The sequence below is a fragment of the Duganella sp. genome (assembly GCF_039595735.1).
Taxonomy (GTDB): Bacteria; Pseudomonadota; Gammaproteobacteria; order Burkholderiales; family Burkholderiaceae_D; genus Rugamonas.
The window spans coordinates 41,230-57,722 of the sequence record NZ_JBCNLB010000009.1 but is presented as its reverse complement, the minus strand read 5'-3'; the positions used below and the strand labels follow the sequence as shown (position 1 = coordinate 57,722).

Genomic DNA, 16,493 nt, shown 5'->3' with positions numbered 1-16,493 from the left:
GGTGTCTCCTGAAAGAAAAACGCCGCCGGGGCATTGCGGCCGCGGCGGCGATCGGATCGATACAGCTTAGAACGAGTACTGTGCCAGCAAGGTGTAACGCGGACCGCTCATGAACACCTGACGGGTGAAGTTACCCGCGTGCTGCTGCATGATCTGACGCGTGTAGGTGTTGGTCAGGTTGGTGCCTTCCAGGCCGACACGGAACTTGTCCGTGAAGTCATAGAAGATCGACGCGTCCACCTGGCCATAGGCTGCCTGGTACAGCGGCAGACCGAAAGCCTGGTCGTTGTTGGTGGTCGGGATCAGGAAGCGGCCGGCACCGGAGTCCGGATTGGTGTTCAGGCCGTTGTTGCCGCGGCTGCCCCATTGGTTCACGCCCAGCAGATAGCGCGAGCGCCAGTTGTACGCCAGACGCATCGACAGGCCGTGCTGCTCGTACATGATCGCAAAGTTGATCGTGTTACGCGACAGGCCCTGCAGCGGGGTCTTGCCGAAAGCACGGGCATCGGTATCGCAGCCATTGATGCTCAGGTTGAAGTTGGACGAGGCATCGTTGCCCGAGCACCATGCTTCAAACACCGGATTCTTCAGGGTGCGCTCGCTGTCCACATAGGTCCAGCTGGCCTGGGTGCCGATACCGCGCAGCCAGTCAGGCACGAAGTCGTAGTACTGCTGGTGAGCGATTTCGAAACCGCGGGCATAACCGTTGGCGCCGTTGACCGGACCGGTGACCACGAAGGTTTGCGGCTTGCCGGTGACATCTTTCGCAGTGTACGAATAGTTCTGCGTCATGATGATGTCTTTGAGGTCTTTGTTGAACGCCGAGAAGGTCAGCGAACCGGCCTTGGCGAAGTACCACTCGGCGGTCAGGTCGACGTTGGTCGACATGGTCGGCTTCAGCATCGGGTTGCCGTCGCTGGTGCCGGTCAGGCTGGTGCCGTCGAAGCGCACGCCGATGGTGTTGCCGGCCGCATCCTTGGTGACGGTCTGCAGGTGCTGGGCGCTCAGCGTGGTCTGGACCTGAAGCTGGTTGAAGTCCGGACGCGACATGCCGCGCGCCACCGCAAAGCGGAACTGCAGGTCGTCGCGGGCTTTCAGGCGCAGGTTCAGGCTAGGCAGCCAGTTGTCGTAGGAATTCTTGTACGACTGTGCCTCGGCAAACGCGGCGATGTTGATCAGCTTGTCCTGGCCGGTGGCATTGGCGCCGGCCGGGATGGTCGGGGTGGACGGCGGCGTGAAGGCGACATAGCCGCTGCCCGAGCCATTGGTTTTCACATAGCGCAGGCCGACATTGCCGTCGATCGGGTACTTCAGGTCGTCCCAGCCGAAACGCAGCTGCGCGTAGGCCGCCTTGGTGCGCTCCTTCTGGATGTTGGTGGCGGCCGGATCGTTGAAGGTGGCCGGTTTCCAGGTATCGCAGGTGCCCCAGCCCTGGGCTGCCGATTGCTCCGCGCACAGCACGTCGTGGTAGGCGTGGATCTTGCTCCATTCCTCAGGGAAGCCGCGCACCGTCGCCTCGTTGGCGAACAGCATCGGCGGCAGGTTGTATTTGCCGCCGAAGAAGTTGTCGATGGTCTGCAGCGAGGCGCCGCCGGCAAAGCGCGGATCGTTCAGCCGCGCCACGTGCGGGATCTGCCAGCCTTCCATCCACGGGAAGGTAATGCCCTGCCAGTTGTAGAACTTCTGGGCCTTGTTGTTGACGCCTTCGCGGTCGGTCAGGCGCACGCCGAAGCGCACATCGCGCAGCACCGGATCGTCAAAGGTGTACTTGAAGTCGGATTTCCACGCCTTCTGGGTCGCATGGGCGCGGTCCAGCGCTTCCTGGGTGTAAGCCCAGTAGTAGTTTTTCGGGTCGGCCATGTAGGCCGCCGAACCCAGGCTGATCTGCGGCACGCTGCCGGTCATGTCCATGGTCTGGTTCGGCAGGATGAAGCCGGTCGAGACGTCGGCGTCAAAGCCCTCGGTGGTCGAGCGCACGTGCTGGAAGTCGTTGGTCCAGGTCAGCGACGGGGTGGCGCGCCATTGGACGTTCAGCGAAATGTCGCGGGTGCCGGATTCGCGGGTATTGATGCGCTGCGAGCTGTTGAACGGCGAACCGCCATAGGTCGGGTTCGAGATGGTGCCGCTCTGGAACGCGCCATTGCTGTCGAACACCGCGTTGGAACTGGCCACCTGCTGGTACCACTTGTCTTCGGAAGACGCCACCACGTGCTCGTCCAGGTCTTCCTTGTACTTGGTCTTGAAGTAAGTCAGGCCGGCGGTCAGGTCGCGGTTCGGGCGCCACTGCAAGGCCGCGTAGTCGCCGCGGCGGGTGCGGTCGAAGTCCTGCGAACGGTAGCCGACGCCGAGCGGAATCCACTGGGTCTTGGAGCGGTCATACTTGGCCGGATCGGTGGAGTTCACGTGCGGGAAGTAGGGATCGACACCGACGCCGTCCGAACGGCTTGGGCTCTTGGCGTGGGCGATATCGATCAGGGCGCCGATTTCGCCCAGCCCGGTGGTCCAGCGGTTCGACAGCAGGAGGGTGCCGGTTGGCGAAGGCTTGCCTTTGCGCAGGGTGGAATACGATTCCGACACGCCCACGGTGCCCTTGAAGCCCTTGTAGTCGAATGGCATGGCGGTGCGCAGATTGACCAGCGCGGCCACCGCGCCTTCCACCTGTTCCGCGGACGGGTTCTTGTAGACGTCCACGCCGGCCATCAGCTCAGGCGCCACGTCGGCAAAGCCGAGCGAGCGGCCGCCACCGGCCGAGAAGGCGTCACGGCCGTTGATTTCCGAACGCACATAGGTCAGGCCGCGCACGGACACGCCCGAGCCTTCAACCGACTGGCGGTTCGGGTCGCCCGCCATGTTGCGGTCGATGGTGACGCCGGCGATGCGCTGCAGCACTTCGGTGACCGAACGGTCCGGCAGCTTGCCGATGTCTTCGGCCACAATCGAATCAACGACCTCGTCCGCATCCTGTTTGAGTTTCTGGGCCGATTGCAGGGCGGCGCGCTGGCCGCTCACCACCACGGTGGTGGTGCCTGGGGCGGCGTCTGCCGTTTGTGCCCATGCCGGGCTGGCGTGCAGTACCACAAGCTGTGCGACCGCAGCGGCGATCGCCGTTTTCTGTAACTTACTCAATTGTGTCTCTCCCTCTTAAATGCTTTTTTGTATTTCACAAGTCTTGATGCTTTGTCTGCTGGTCCGAAAGTTTATGCCTCCATCAGTTGGTGATTCGGTTCATCTCAGGCGGCTGCCCGAGCGGAAACTTTTGCCGCCGCCTGGCGCGCCACATAGCTGCCGTGGTCCGGCGTGCGCGCCACCACCTGGGCGATCTTGTCGCGCAGATCGGCAAAGTGGCCGTGCACCACGCGCAGGTCGACACGCTCGGCCAGCGGGTCGTAGCGTTTCGGCACCACGCCCAGGCCCATCAGCATGGCCACGAAGGACGGCTCGGCGAAGCCGGCGCGGTCGAGAATGGCGACGCGCCCGGTCTCGCGGAACAGCTCGATCTGGTGGCGCAGCGTGTCCGGGATCGCCATGTTGGCGCAGTAGCGCCACAGTTCGCTGTCGTTGCGCTGGGTCAGCTTGTAGTGCAGCACGATGAAGTCGCGCACCGATTCGTAGCGGATCCCCATGTAGCGGTTGAATTCGTCGGCCAGGGTCACGCTGCAATCGCGCTCCGGGAACAGTTCCAGCAGCTTGCCCACCGCCGTTTCGATCAGGTTGATGCTGGTCGATTCCAGCGGCTCGACAAAGCCGGCCGACAGGCCGATGGCGACCACGTTCTTGACCCAGCTCTTGCGCCGGCGGCCGGTGAGGAAGCGGATCTGGCGCGGCTCGTCCAGCGCGGCGCCGTCAATCGCGTCCAGCAGCACGCGGCGCGCCTGCTCGTCGGTGGTGAAATTGTTGCTGTACACGTAGCCGTTGCCGGTGCGGTGTTGCAGCGGAATGCGCCAGGTCCAGCCGGCTTCCTGCGCGGTGGAGCGGGTGTAGGGCGTCAGCGCCGGCACCGAGGCGCATGGCACGGCCAGTGCGCTGTTGCACGGCAGGTAGTCGCTCCAGTCCTCGTAGCCGGCCTTGAGCGCGCCTTCGATCAGCAGGCCGCGGAAGCCCGAGCAATCGACGAACAGGTCGCCTTCGACGCGGCGGCCGTCGCGCAGCTTGACCGCGGTGACGAAGCCGCTCTCGGGATGCTGCTCGACCTCCACGATCATGCCCTCGATGCGCTGGGCGCCGCGCGCCAGCGCGTAATCGCGCAGGTAGCTGGCGTACAGGCTGGCATCGAAATGGAAGCCGTAGGAATAGGCGTCGGTGATGCCGGGCGTTTCCTCGCTGGGCGGCACGAATTTGTTGTGGCGTGCCATGACCGAGGCCAGCGACCAGTTTTCGATGTCCGGCATTTTGTCGAATGCCTGCGCCAGGCGCAGCCAGTGATGGTGCGCGCTGATGCCGGCCAGCGCCGGGCCGAAATCGCCAAACTGGTGGAAGAAACGGTTGCCGACGTGGCCCCAGTCCTTGAACTCGATGCCGAGTTTGAAGCTGGCCTGGGTCTTGGCGACAAAGTCGGCGCCATCCAGACCCAGCGCCTTGTTGTAGACGCGGATGGTGGGCAGGGTCGCTTCGCCGACACCGATGGTGCCGATCTCGGGCGATTCCACCAGGATCACTTCGCAGGGGATGGTGGGGTGGCGCGCCAGGCGCTGGGCCAGCGGGGCGGCGGTCATCCAGCCGGCCGTGCCGCCACCGACGATCACGATCCTGCGGATCGCACCGCCTTGCATGTCATTGCTGTTCATTCCGTTTCCTCAGAATGGACTAGTTATGACAACGTTTTCAAAAAAGCCTGGATCAAGGGTGGTCAATGTGGTCATGCGTGTGTCTCCCGTATTTTTTTATTGTCCGGCAACTGGTGCAGGTCATTGCAAATTAACATTAATGCGAACAGCGAACAAATAATTCTTTGCGAAATGTCGCTGTTTAACCGCACACGCTAAACAAGGGTTGACAGGATAAAATATCGCAGCGCCGGCGATGATGGAATTTTCATCGGGGATTTGGTGTTTTCGCGGAATTTAAGCCCTGAAAGGTAAACGGTTTCCCGCCGCGCTGTTGGGCTGGCATGAATACTGCATTGCAAGTCACGGACCGGCCCGCAAGCCCCGCTTTGGTGCGCACAGGCCGCTTTTTGTGACCTTATCCCGGAACGAGCTCATGCATAACGATTTGGGCAATTTGTGCCCGCAGTGCGCCACCGCCGCCTACCGCGACCCGATTGACGCCCTGGCCGGGCTGGGACGCTGGTCCATGGTGCGCGGGGCGCCGCATTTGTGCCTGTCGGCGGTGGCCATGCGCCTTCTGGGCGTGGAGGGCGCCGACGATGAGCTGCCGTGGATCGAGCGGGTGGTGGCGGAAGACCGGCCGGCGCTGGATGCCGCGCTGCTGGAGATCGTGGCCCGCGGCGCCGCGGTCAGCTGCGAATTCCGCCTGGCCGAGCGCGAACAGGGCGTGCGCTGGCTGCGCCTGCAATCGGTGGCGGCCGAACAGCGCATGGTGGCCACCGGCATGCTGACCGATATCACCACCAGCAAGCGCGCGGCCCTGCGCGAGCGCTTCAATTTCGCCCTGACCCAATACCTGATCGGCACCGACACGCTGGACGAGGCGGTGTACAAGATCATCCACCTGGTGTGCGAAGAACTGGGCTGGGAGTGGGGCGCCTTCTGGGCGCTGGAACGCCACGGCGCCGCCGAGGTGCTGCGCTGCCGGCATGTCTGGCATGCGCCGGACCGCGACTACACGCCGTTCCGCAGCGCCGCCACCGCGCTGGTGGTGGAGCGCGGCCAGGGGCCGGTGGGCCAGGCCTGGCACAGCGGGCAGTCGCTGTGGGTGGATGCCGGCGGCGCCCACAGCGATGTGGCGCGGGTGCAGGCGGCGCGCCAGTGCGGCCTGCAGTCGGGCTTTTTCTTCCCGGTCACCTACGTCGCTGGCGATGGCCGCCTGCACAGCGCCGGCGTGCTGGAATTCTTCAGCGACGAGCCGCGCCAGCGCGAAGCGCAGCTGCCCGGGCTGGCGGAGTCGATCAGCGCCCTGATCGCCCAGACCGGGCAGCGCATGGCGCAGCAGGAGCGCGTGCGCGTGCTGGCGCAGACCGATGAAATGACCGGCCTGTTCAACCGCGCCCACTTCCACGCGCTGCTGGACGCCGCCTGCGCCCAGGGCGGGCAGTTCGGCCTGATGTACATCGACCTCGACCAGTTCAAGCCGATCAACGATGGCTTCGGCCACGCGGCCGGCAACCTGGTGCTGTGCGAATTTGCCGACCGCCTGCGGCAGCTGGCGCCGGCCGGCGCGCGCGTGGCCCGCCTCGGCGGCGATGAGTTTGCGCTGATGGCGCCGCCCGGCTGGGACCAGCAGGCGCTCGACGCCCTGGCCGCCGCCGTGCTGGAGGCGGCGCGCGGCCGTTTCAACTACCTGGGGCATGACCTGTCGGTGTCGGCCAGCATCGGCGTCAGCATGTTCCCGCTGCACGGCGCCGACACCGCCCAGCTGCTGCACGCGGCCGATGCCGCCATGTACCTGAGCAAGCGCAACGGCCGCAACCTGGTCAGCTATTTCTGCCGCGAGAGCGACACCCAGCAGCGCGTGGTGGCGGCCCAGTTGCTGATGTTGTCGGCCCTGCAGGACGCCTTGCAGCGCAACGAATTCTTCCTTGAATACCAGCCGATCCGCGACCTGCAAAGCGACCGCATCGTCGGGCTGGAAGCGCTGATCCGCTGGCGCAAGGCCGATGGCAGCATCGTGCCGCCGGACCAGTTCATTCCGGTGGCCGAGCAAAGCCGCCTGATCGTCTTCATTGGCCGCTGGGTGATCGAGCAGGTGTGCCGCGACCTGCCGCGCCTGCAGGCGGCCGGCATGCCGGACATCCAGGTGCACGTCAACATGGCGGCGCCGGAATTCCTGGACGACGATTTGCCGCGCGAGCTGATGGCCATCGTCAGCGCTGCCGGCATCGCGCCGTCGCGCATTTGCCTGGAGCTGACCGAGGGCGTCATCATGCGCCGCCTCGACAAGACCCTGCCCATCATGCGCGAGCTGGTGCGGCTGGGTTTTGAGATCAGCCTGGACGATTTTGGCATGGGCTATTCCTCGCTGTCGCTGCTGAAAACGTTGCCAATCAGCTCGCTCAAGATCGACCGCGTGTTCGTGCAAGGCGTGCCGCACGACCGCAACGACGGCGCCATCGTCCGCACCATCATCGATCTGGCGCTGCACATGCAGCTGCGGGTGATTGCCGAAGGGGTGGAAAGCGCCGCCCAGCTGGCGTTTCTGCGCCAGTTCGATTGCACCCAGGTGCAGGGCTATCTGCCCGGGCGGCCGCTGGTGCTGGCCGGGCTGCTGGCCGCGCTGGCCTAGGAAAAGCGGCCGAAGGTCAGCAGCACCCAGGCCACCAGGATCACCACCATGCCGGTCACGGTCATGCACGACCAGGTGAAAAAGCAGGCCGACAGCGCGGTGGCCTGCAGGCCGCGCTCGAACAGGAAGCCGAGTCCGAAGTCGAAGGTGGCCAGCACGCTCCAGCGGCGCAGGTAGACCGGCAGGTAGCGGCTCATGTATTTGTTGTGCTGTAGCGCGGCGTGGCGTTCGAAGCGGTTGCGCGCGGCGCTGACGTCGCGGAACAGCCAGTCGAAGAACATGAAGCGGTAGAGCAGGGTGCGGAACGGCATGGCGGCTGGCTCCGGCGTGTGGTTCGCTTGATCAGGCTTGAATATGTCCGTCATCTTGAGCACTCCTGCTGAGATAAGCTGTCGCCCCCGGCCCTAGCATATACGGAATGGCGGCGCGCCTCAAGCTGCGGCTGTGCGGCGGTCCGCCCTGTGGCAAAAAAACGCTGCCGTCTCCTATTATATGTCTTATATAAGAGTTGTTGGTGTACAATAGCGGCCAGTACAGGCGGTCGATTATTGCCTGCCCTGCAATCAACCTGACGAGAACTAACATGCTAGCTGCTTATCGTGCCCACGTTGCCGAACGTGCAACCCTCGGTATCCCTCCGCTGCCGCTGTCCGCAGCCCAGACCACCGATCTGGTTGAACTCCTGAAGAATCCGCCAGCCGGCGAAGAAGCCTTCCTGGTCGATCTGATCACCAACCGCGTGCCGGCCGGCGTGGACGATGCCGCCAAAGTCAAGGCCGCCTTCCTGACCGCCGTGGCCAAGGGCGCGGAAAGCTCGCCGCTGGTGTCGCGCGAACTGGCGACCCAGCTGCTGGGCACCATGCTGGGCGGTTTCAACATCAAGCCGATGATCGATCTGCTGGCAGACGAGGTGGTGGGCGACGTGGCCGCCGAGGGCCTGAAGAAAACCCTGCTGATGTTTGACTACTTCCACGACGTCAAGGAACTGGCCGACCAGGGCAATGCGCGCGCCAAGGGCGTGCTGCAATCGTGGGCCGACGCCGAGTGGTTCACCTCGCGTCCTGAAGTGCCGCAAAGCCTGACCCTGACCGTGTTCAAGGTCTCCGGCGAAACCAACACCGACGACCTGTCGCCGGCGCCTGACGCCACCACCCGTCCGGACATCCCGATGCACGCGCTGGCCATGCTGAAAAACCCGCGTCCAGGCATCGAGCCGGTGGAACCGGGCAAAGTCGGCCCGCTGAAGCAGATCGAAGCGCTGAAAGCCAAGGGCAACCTGGTGGCCTACGTCGGCGACGTGGTCGGCACCGGTTCCTCGCGTAAATCCGCCACCAACTCGGTGCTGTGGTTCACCGGCGAAGACATCCCGTTCATCCCGAACAAGCGTTTCGGCGGCGTCTGCCTGGGCACCAAGATTGCGCCGATCTTCTACAACACCATGGAAGACGCCGGCGCACTGCCGATCGAGCTGGACGTGTCGCAAATGGAGATGGGCGACGTCATCGAGCTGCGTCCATACGAAGGCAAGGCGCTGAAAAACGGCACCGTCATCGCTGAATTCAAGGTCAAGTCCGACGTGCTGTTCGACGAAGTGCGCGCCGGCGGCCGGATTCCGCTGATCATCGGCCGCGGCCTGACCGCCAAGGCGCGTGAAGCGCTGGGCCTGCCGGCGTCGGAACTGTTCCGCCTGCCGCAAAACCCGGCCGACACCGGCAAGGGCTACTCGCTGGCGCAGAAGATGGTCGGCCGCGCCTGCGGTCTGCCGGAAGGCAAGGGCATCCGCCCAGGCACCTACTGCGAACCGAAGATGACCACCGTCGGCTCGCAAGACACCACCGGTCCGATGACCCGCGACGAGCTGAAAGACCTGGCCTGCCTGGGCTTCTCGGCCGACCTGGTGATGCAATCGTTCTGCCACACCGCCGCGTATCCGAAAGTGGTGGACGTGAAGATGCACCGCGAACTGCCAACCTTCATTGAAAACCGCGGCGGCGTGGCCCTGCGTCCGGGCGACGGCGTGATCCACTCGTGGCTGAACCGTCTGCTGATGCCGGACACCGTCGGCACCGGCGGCGACTCGCACACCCGCTTCCCGATCGGCATTTCGTTCCCGGCCGGTTCCGGTCTGGTGGCGTTTGCCGCCGCCACCGGCGTGATGCCGCTGGACATGCCTGAATCGGTGCTGGTGCGCTTCAAGGGCAAGATGCAGCCGGGCGTGACCCTGCGCGACCTGGTCAACGCGATTCCGCTGTACGCCATCCGTGCCGGCCTGCTGACCGTCGACAAGAAAGGCAAGAAGAACATCTTCTCCGGCCGCATCCTGGAAATCGAAGGCCTGCCGGACCTGAAGGTTGAGCAGGCATTTGAACTGTCGGACGCGTCGGCGGAACGCTCGGCCGCCGGCTGCACCGTGCACCTGGACAAGGCGCCGATCATCGAGTACATGAACTCCAACATCACCCTGATGAAGTGGATGATCGCCAACAACTACCAGGACAAGCGCACGCTGGAACGCCGCATCAAGGCCATGGAAGCCTGGCTGGCCAACCCGCAGCTGCTGGCGCCGGACGCGGATGCCGAATACGCCGCCGTGATCGAGATCGACCTGGCCGACATCCACGAGCCTATCGTGGCCTGCCCGAACGATCCGGACGATGTGAAGACCCTGGCCGAAGTGGCTGGCGACAAGATCGACGACGTGTTTGTGGGTTCGTGCATGACCAACATCGGCCACTTCCGCGCCGCCTCGAAAGTCCTGGAAGGCAAGTCGGACATTCCGGTGCGCCTGTGGATTGCGCCGCCAACCAAGATGGATGCGCAACAGCTGACCGCCGAAGGCCACTACGGCACCCTGGGCCGCACCGGCGCGCGCATGGAAATGCCGGGCTGCTCGCTGTGCATGGGTAACCAGGCGCAGATCCGCAAGGGCGCCACCGTGATGTCGACCTCGACCCGTAACTTCCCTAACCGTCTGGGCATCGAAACCAATGTGTACCTGGGTTCGGCCGAACTGGCGGCGGTATGCTCGGCGCTGGGCCGCATCCCGACCAGGGAAGAATACATGTCGCACATCGGCGTGATCGACAAGAACGCCGCCGACATCTACCGCTACATGAACTTCGACCAGATCGACGAGTTCCGCGAAGTGGCCGACACCGTCAAGGTGTAAGCAAGCAGAAACCCCGCTTCGGCGGGGTTTTTTTTCAGGTCAGCAGCGGGCGGCCGCCGCCGTGGCCGAGGGCGCGCTCGGGCGCGGCCGGCGCCAGCCGGAACGCGCCGACCGCGCTGGACAGCACGCCGGCCTGATCGCGCAGCGATTCCGCCGCCGCCGCCGCCGCCTGTTCCACCAGCGCCGAGTTCTGCTGGGTAGCGCTGTCCAGCTCGGCCACCGTGCGGTTGATTTGCTGGATGCCCACTTCCTGCTCCTGACCGGCCGCGCTGATGGCGCTCATGCTGTCCGCCACCTGGCGGATGCTGGCCACAATCTGCTCCATAGTAACGCCGGCCTGTTCCACCAGCCGGCTGCCGTTGTCGACCTGCGCGGTCGAGTCCCCGATCAATTGCTTGATGTCCCTGGCCGCGCTGGCGCTGCGCTGCGCCAGGTTGCGCACCTCGCTGGCCACCACCGCAAAGCCGCGGCCCTGTTCGCCGGCGCGGGCCGCTTCCACTGCGGCGTTCAGGGCCAGGATATTGGTCTGGAAAGCGATGCCGTCGATCACGCCGATGATGTCGGCAATGCGGCTGGAGGAGTGGCGGATGGTGTCCATGGTGCTGACCACGCCGGAGACGATCTGGCCGCCCTTGTGGGCGACGTCGGAGGCGGCGCTGGCCAGTTGCTGCGACTGGCGCGCATGGTCGGCGTTGTGCTTGACGGCGGCGGTCAGCTGTTCCAGCGAGGCGGCGGCTTCCTCCAGGCTGGCGGCCTGCTGCTCGGTGCGGCGCGACAGGTCGGCATTGCCGGTGGCGATTTCGGCCGTGGCGCTGGCGATTGCGGCGGCGCCGTCGCGCACCTTGCCGACGGTGGCGGCCAGGCGGGTCTGCATGGCCGCCAGGCCGCGCATCAGCACGGCCATCTCGTCATGCCCCTCGGCGTGGATGGGATTGGACAGGTTGCCCTCCGCGATGCTGTTGAAGTGGGCGATGGCCTGCTTGATCGGCCGCAGGATGGCGCGCGCCAGCGCCACCGAGGCCAGCACGATCAGCACCACGCCCACGCCGATGGCGCCGGTGGTGATCCAGCGCAGCATGCGATAGGAATCCCGGCTTTCCTGCGAGTGCAGGCGGTTGCTGCGTTCCTGGAATTCAGTCAGCCTGGTGGCGCTGTCGGAAAAGCGCGTGAACAGGGGCTGCATGCGGGTCATGATGATGTGGTCGGCGCTCACGGCATCCCTGGCCTGGAGCCGCTCGACCACCGGCCGCAGCGCCTGCTCCAGGAATTCCTTGCGGCTGGCATCGACCTCGGCGGCCAGCCGCGCCTCTTCGGCGTCCTGCGGCAGCGCCAGGTAGCGGTTCCAGGCCTGATCGGACAGCGCCGCGAAATTGCTGGCGCGCGCCAGCAATTTGTCCACTTCCGGCAGTTCCGGATGCATGGTCACCCGGTCCAGCACCAGCCGGGCGCGGCAAAGCGCCAGCTGGGTGTCGGCAATTGCCGTCATCGAGGGCATGATATTGCTTTCGATATCGGCCATGGCGGCGTGGACCCGGCTCATGCCGTACAGGCCGCTGACGCCGGTGACCACGATGAGCAGCCCCAGCAACGTCATGGTCGCGGTCAGGCGCAGGCGGATGGTGGTGTTGAATTGCATGAGCTACCTCCTGTCAGATGGCTGGCGCCGATGCGCCCGGCAGGGGCAGGCGCGCCGGCGCACGCAGCGTGTCGGCGGCCTGCGCCGCCCCGGTCTTGAATGCGGCCACGACATGGGCCAGGCCGTCCGCCTGCTCACGCATGGCGGCCGCCGCCGCGGCCGCTTCTTCCACCAGCGTGGCGTTCTGCTGGGTGACCTGGTCCATTTCGCAGATGGCCTGGTTGATTTGCTCGATGCCGATGCTTTGCTCGTTGCTGGCGGTGGTCAGCTCGGTGATGATGCCGTTGACATCGTTGATGCTCCTGACCACCTCGTCCATGGTGGCGCCGGCCTGCTGCACCAGCGCGGTGCCTTTGCCCAGTTCGGCGACGGAATCGCCGATCAGCTGCTTGATCTCCCGTGCGGCGTTGGCCGAGCGCTGCGCCAGGGCGCGCACCTCGCCGGCCACCACCGCAAAGCCGCGGCCCTGGTCGCCGGCGCGGGCGGCTTCCACCGCCGCGTTCAGGGCCAGGATGTTGGTCTGGAAGGCGATGCCGTCGATCACGCCGATGATCTCGACGATCTTGTTGGAGGCGGCATTGATGGCGCCCATGGTGTCGACCACCTGGGCCACGGCGGCGCCGCCGCGGGCCGCGGTCTCGGTGGCGGCACGCGCCAGCTGGTGGGCGCGCTGGGCCTGGCCGGCGCTTTGCTGCACCGTGCTGGTCAGTTCTTCCATCGACGACGCGGTTTCCTCCAGCGCGCTGGCCTGCCGCTCGGTGCGGCTGGACAGGTCCTGGTTGTCGCGGGCGATCTGGCGCGAGGCGGCGGCGATGGCGTCGGCGCCGTCGCGCACGCGGCGCACAATGCCGTCCAGGCTGCCGTTCATGTCGCGCAGGGCCAGCAGCAGCTGGCCCGATTCATCGCCGCTGGTGACTTCGATATTGCTGCGCAAGTCGCCGGCGGCCACCGCCTGTGCCAGCGTGACGGCCCTGGTGATCGGCGCGGTGATCGAGCGGCTGATGCGCCACGCCACCACCGCCCCCAGCGCCAGCGCGCTCAGCGACAGCAGCAGCATCAGGCGGGTGGCGTTGTGGAAGGCTTGCTCGGCGTCCTGCTCGTCGCGCTGGCTTTTGCGTTCCTGCAGTTCAATGAATTCGTCGATGCCGCTTTGCCAGGCGGTGTAGGCCGGGCCGGCCTGCTTGAGCAGGAAGTTGACCGCCTGGGCGCGGTCGCCATGGCTCATCACCAGGAATTGTTCGCTGAGCGGCTCGGCGGCCGTCTGCAACTGGCGGATGCGGTCCAGCAGGCGCCGGCCATCGGCGTCCAGCGACATGCGCTCCAGCGCGTTGCTGGCCAGCTGATAGCGTTCGCGCGCGGCCTTGACCTTGTGGTACTCGACCGCGGCGGCGGCGTCATCCTGCAGCAGGGCGATGCTGCGGATCACGCGCGAGACGATGTGGGTCTGGGTGGCCATCTGCTCCAGCAGCAGCACTTTTTTGCCGTTGACGTCGGCGATGCGGTGCAGCGCGTCGTTGGCACGCTGCAATCCTTGCAGGCCGCACAGCGCGACCGCGGTCAGCAGCACCAGCAGCAGCGCGTGGCTGAGGCCGAGGCGGATGCCGATTTTCCAGTTGGCGATTTTCATGACAAAACTCCTTTGTGCAACGTGAAATCCGGGCCGCGCACGGCAGCCATGGCGCGCCAGCTTAGCTGAATTGGCGCTCGCGGCGGTAGCGGAAATTTGCGGCGCGCGGCAAGCGTTGTTTTTGCCTGCAAGGGCGCGGCGGCGGCTTCAGGATTTTTTTTCGGCCACCTGCAAACGGCCCCGTCATAGAGCGGCTGCGGCCTGCCGGGGTGGCTTTGTCAGGATTTCCTGACCATCCTGTAAGCTTGCCCTACATGGCAATCAAGAATGCCCGATAGGCAGGCGGCGGCGATCACGGCATGCTGGCTACCGCCACCACTTTCCCCGGTGGCCTTGAAGGAGAATCGAGTGAACCATCCCGCCAGTCCGGCCGCGGCAACCGGGCGACCAAGCCACACCATCCTGATCGTCGACGACCGGCCGGCCAATCTCGGTTTCGTGGTCGACCACCTGGAGTCGCTGGGCTACCAGCTCATCGTGGCGCTGGACGGCGCCGAGGCGCTGCGCCGCGTCGGCTTTGCCCGGCCCGACCTGATCCTGCTGGACGCCATGATGCCGGACATGGATGGCTTCGAGGTGTGCCGCCAGTTGAAGGCGCAGGGCAGCCTGGACGACATCCCGGTGATCTTCATGACCGCCCTTAAGCAGACCGACACCAAGCTGTCGGCGTTTGCGCTGGGCGCGGTCGACTACCTCACCAAGCCGCTGCAGGTGGACGAGGTGGCGGCGCGCGTGGCCACCCATCTGGCGCTGCGCGACACCCGCCTGCAGCTGCAGCAGCAGACCCGCCAGCTGCAGCAGGTGCGGCGCGACCTGCTGGAGGAGGCCGACCTGCGCAACGCCGAGCTCAAGGAAAGCAACCGCCGCCTGCAGTTCGAGCTGGCCGAGCGCTACGCCGCCGAGCTGGCGCTGCAGGCCAGCATGCTGGGGTACCAGGAAATCTTCGATCACGTGTCGGACGCCCTGTACCTGCTGGAAGGCGGCGACGATGGCCAGTTCCGCTACGTGCAGATCAATCCGGCCTTTGCCGCGCTGGTCGGGCTGCCGCACAGCGCCGTGATCGGCCAGCCGGCCGGCCAGCTGTTTGGCGCGGCGGCCGGCGCGCAGCTGCAGGCGGCCTGCCAGCGCTGCCTGACGGAGGGCGCGGCGGTCGATCAGGAACTGGTGCTGGAAGCGCCGGGCGGGCGCAGCATCGTGCAGCTGACCATGGTGCGCTCGTGCGTGCCCAGCCGCAATGGCAGCCACCTGGTCGGCATCGGCCGCGACGTCACCCGCCTGCACGACTACCAGGCCCAGCTCACTTTCCTGGCCAAGCGCGACCCCCTGACCGGGCTGCCCAACCGGCACTGCTTCCGCGACAGCCTGACGCAGGCGCTGGCCGGCGCGGCGGCGGACGGCGCCACGGTGGCGGTGCTGCTGCTGGGGCTGGACCACTTCCGCGAGCTCAACGACGGCCTCGGGCGCGCCTTTGGCGACCGCCTGCTGGTGGCCTGCGCGCGCCTGCTGGAACAGGCGGTGGACGGGCAGGGCCGGGTGGCGCGCATCGGCGGCGACGAGTTTGCCATCCTGCTGCATGCCGACGGCGCCGGCCAGGCGGCCGGACCGCTGGCGCGCCGGCTGCTGCGCCTGCTGGCGGCGCCGGTCGACCTGGGCGACTACGAACTGGCGGTCGGCTGCAGCATCGGCATCAGCCTGGCGCCCCAGGACGGCGCCGACGCCGAAACCCTGCTGTGCAATGTCGACACCGCCATGTGCCGCGCCAAGGCCGAGGGCGGCCACCGCTACCAACACTTCACCGCCGAGATGAGCACCACTACCCGCCGCCGGGTCGAGATCGGCAATGCGCTGCGCCACGCCATCCGCCAGGCCGAGCTGTCGCTGCACTATCAGCCGCGCGCCAGCGTGCAGGGCGAGGCCGTGGTGACGGTTGGCATGGAAGCGCTGCTGCGCTGGGACGGCCAGCTGCTGGGCCGGGTGGCGCCGTCGGAATTCATCCCGCTGGCCGAGCAGAACGGCCTGATCCTGCAGATCGGCCAGTGGGTGCTGCAGCACGCCTGCCAGCAGGCGCAGGCGTGGCGCAGCCAGCACGGCAGCGCGCTGCCGGTGGCGGTCAACCTGTCGGCGCGCCAGTTCCGCGACGCCGACCTGGTGCGCATGGTGGAAGTGGCGCTGCAGACCAGCGGCCTGCCGCCGCAGCTGCTGGAGCTGGAGCTGACCGAGAGCATGCTGATGCAGGACGCCCGCCGCACCCGGCGCACCCTGGCCGCGCTCAAGGCCATCGGCGTGCGGCTGGCGGTGGACGATTTCGGCACCGGCTACTCTTCGCTCAGCTACCTGAAAAGTTTCCCGCTCGACTACCTGAAGATCGACCGCTCGTTTGTCAGCGGCCTGCCGCAGGACCGCAGCGACGCCGCCATCGTGCGCGCCATCATTGCCATGGCCCACACGCTGGGCCTGAAGGTGATTGCCGAGGGCGTGGAAACGCTCGGCCAGCTCGACTTCCTGCGCGCCCAGCAGTGCGACGAGGTGCAGGGCTACTGGTTCAGCCGTCCGCTGGCTGTGGCCGACATGGAACGCTACCTGCAGCGGCCGGCGGCGCCGTTTGCTGCGGCCAGCCAGTTGTCTGGTAGCATCACTTAAACCCGCAGCCCGCCCGCTGG

General features: G+C 66.1%; 8 protein-coding genes. 3 read left to right on the top strand and 5 right to left on the bottom strand.

The genetic code is table 11. The features are described 5' to 3' along the window. Window positions 1–66: 66 nt before the first annotated feature. The gene (locus ABDW57_RS16565) at window positions 67–3,126 is read right to left on the bottom strand and encodes a TonB-dependent receptor (RefSeq protein ID WP_343731278.1); all 3,060 of its coding nucleotides are present in this window, start codon (window positions 3,124–3,126) and stop codon (window positions 67–69) included. A gap of 104 nt (window positions 3,127–3,230) precedes the next feature. Beyond that, the gene (locus ABDW57_RS16560) at window positions 3,231–4,784 is read right to left on the bottom strand and encodes a tryptophan halogenase family protein (RefSeq protein ID WP_343731277.1); all 1,554 of its coding nucleotides are present in this window, start codon (window positions 4,782–4,784) and stop codon (window positions 3,231–3,233) included. A gap of 415 nt (window positions 4,785–5,199) precedes the next feature. On the opposite strand from ABDW57_RS16560, the gene ABDW57_RS16555 reads away from it, so the two are divergent. Further along, complete coding sequence (locus ABDW57_RS16555) at window positions 5,200–7,401, top strand: EAL domain-containing protein (RefSeq protein ID WP_343731276.1); 2,202 nt, start codon at window positions 5,200–5,202, stop codon at window positions 7,399–7,401. On the opposite strand, the gene ABDW57_RS16550 is transcribed toward ABDW57_RS16555, so the two are convergent. Continuing rightward, on the bottom strand, window positions 7,398–7,766 hold the full coding sequence (locus ABDW57_RS16550; RefSeq protein ID WP_343731275.1) for a hypothetical protein: 369 nt from the start codon (window positions 7,764–7,766) through the stop codon (window positions 7,398–7,400). The genes ABDW57_RS16555 and ABDW57_RS16550 overlap by 4 nt on opposite strands. Before the next feature lie 218 nt (window positions 7,767–7,984). On the opposite strand from ABDW57_RS16550, the gene acnB reads away from it, so the two are divergent. After that, complete coding sequence (gene acnB, locus ABDW57_RS16545) at window positions 7,985–10,570, top strand: bifunctional aconitate hydratase 2/2-methylisocitrate dehydratase (protein WP_343731274.1); 2,586 nt, start codon at window positions 7,985–7,987, stop codon at window positions 10,568–10,570. Between the two features lie 34 nt (window positions 10,571–10,604). Here acnB and ABDW57_RS16540 read toward each other — a convergent pair whose 3' ends face one another. Next, window positions 10,605–12,206 carry a methyl-accepting chemotaxis protein gene (locus tag ABDW57_RS16540; RefSeq protein ID WP_343731273.1) on the bottom strand — a complete coding sequence of 534 codons (1,602 nt, stop codon included), beginning with the start codon at window positions 12,204–12,206 and terminating at the stop codon, window positions 10,605–10,607. Window positions 12,207–12,219: 13 nt separating this feature from the next. Next, window positions 12,220–13,833, bottom strand: coding sequence for a methyl-accepting chemotaxis protein (locus tag ABDW57_RS16535; protein WP_343731272.1), 1,614 nt, complete (start codon window positions 13,831–13,833; stop codon window positions 12,220–12,222). 348 nt (window positions 13,834–14,181) lie between these two features. On the opposite strand from ABDW57_RS16535, the gene ABDW57_RS16530 reads away from it, so the two are divergent. Then, window positions 14,182–16,473: an EAL domain-containing protein gene (locus tag ABDW57_RS16530; protein ID WP_343731271.1), complete on the top strand. Its 2,292-nt coding sequence runs from the start codon at window positions 14,182–14,184 to the stop codon at window positions 16,471–16,473. Window positions 16,474–16,493 lie beyond the last annotated feature (20 nt).

Bases quoted from the DNA above. Each gene is read 5' to 3' on its own strand.
- ABDW57_RS16560 (WP_343731277.1), bottom strand. From the start codon at position 4,784: ATGAACAGCAATGACATGCAAGGCGGTGCGATCCGCAGGATCGTGATC.
- ABDW57_RS16555 (WP_343731276.1), top strand. From the start codon at position 5,200: ATGCATAACGATTTGGGCAATTTGTGCCCGCAGTGCGCCACCGCCGCC.
- ABDW57_RS16550 (WP_343731275.1), bottom strand. From the start codon at position 7,766: ATGACGGACATATTCAAGCCTGATCAAGCGAACCACACGCCGGAGCCA.
- acnB (WP_343731274.1), top strand. From the start codon at position 7,985: ATGCTAGCTGCTTATCGTGCCCACGTTGCCGAACGTGCAACCCTCGGT.
- ABDW57_RS16540 (WP_343731273.1), bottom strand. From the start codon at position 12,206: ATGCAATTCAACACCACCATCCGCCTGCGCCTGACCGCGACCATGACG.
- ABDW57_RS16535 (WP_343731272.1), bottom strand. From the start codon at position 13,833: ATGAAAATCGCCAACTGGAAAATCGGCATCCGCCTCGGCCTCAGCCAC.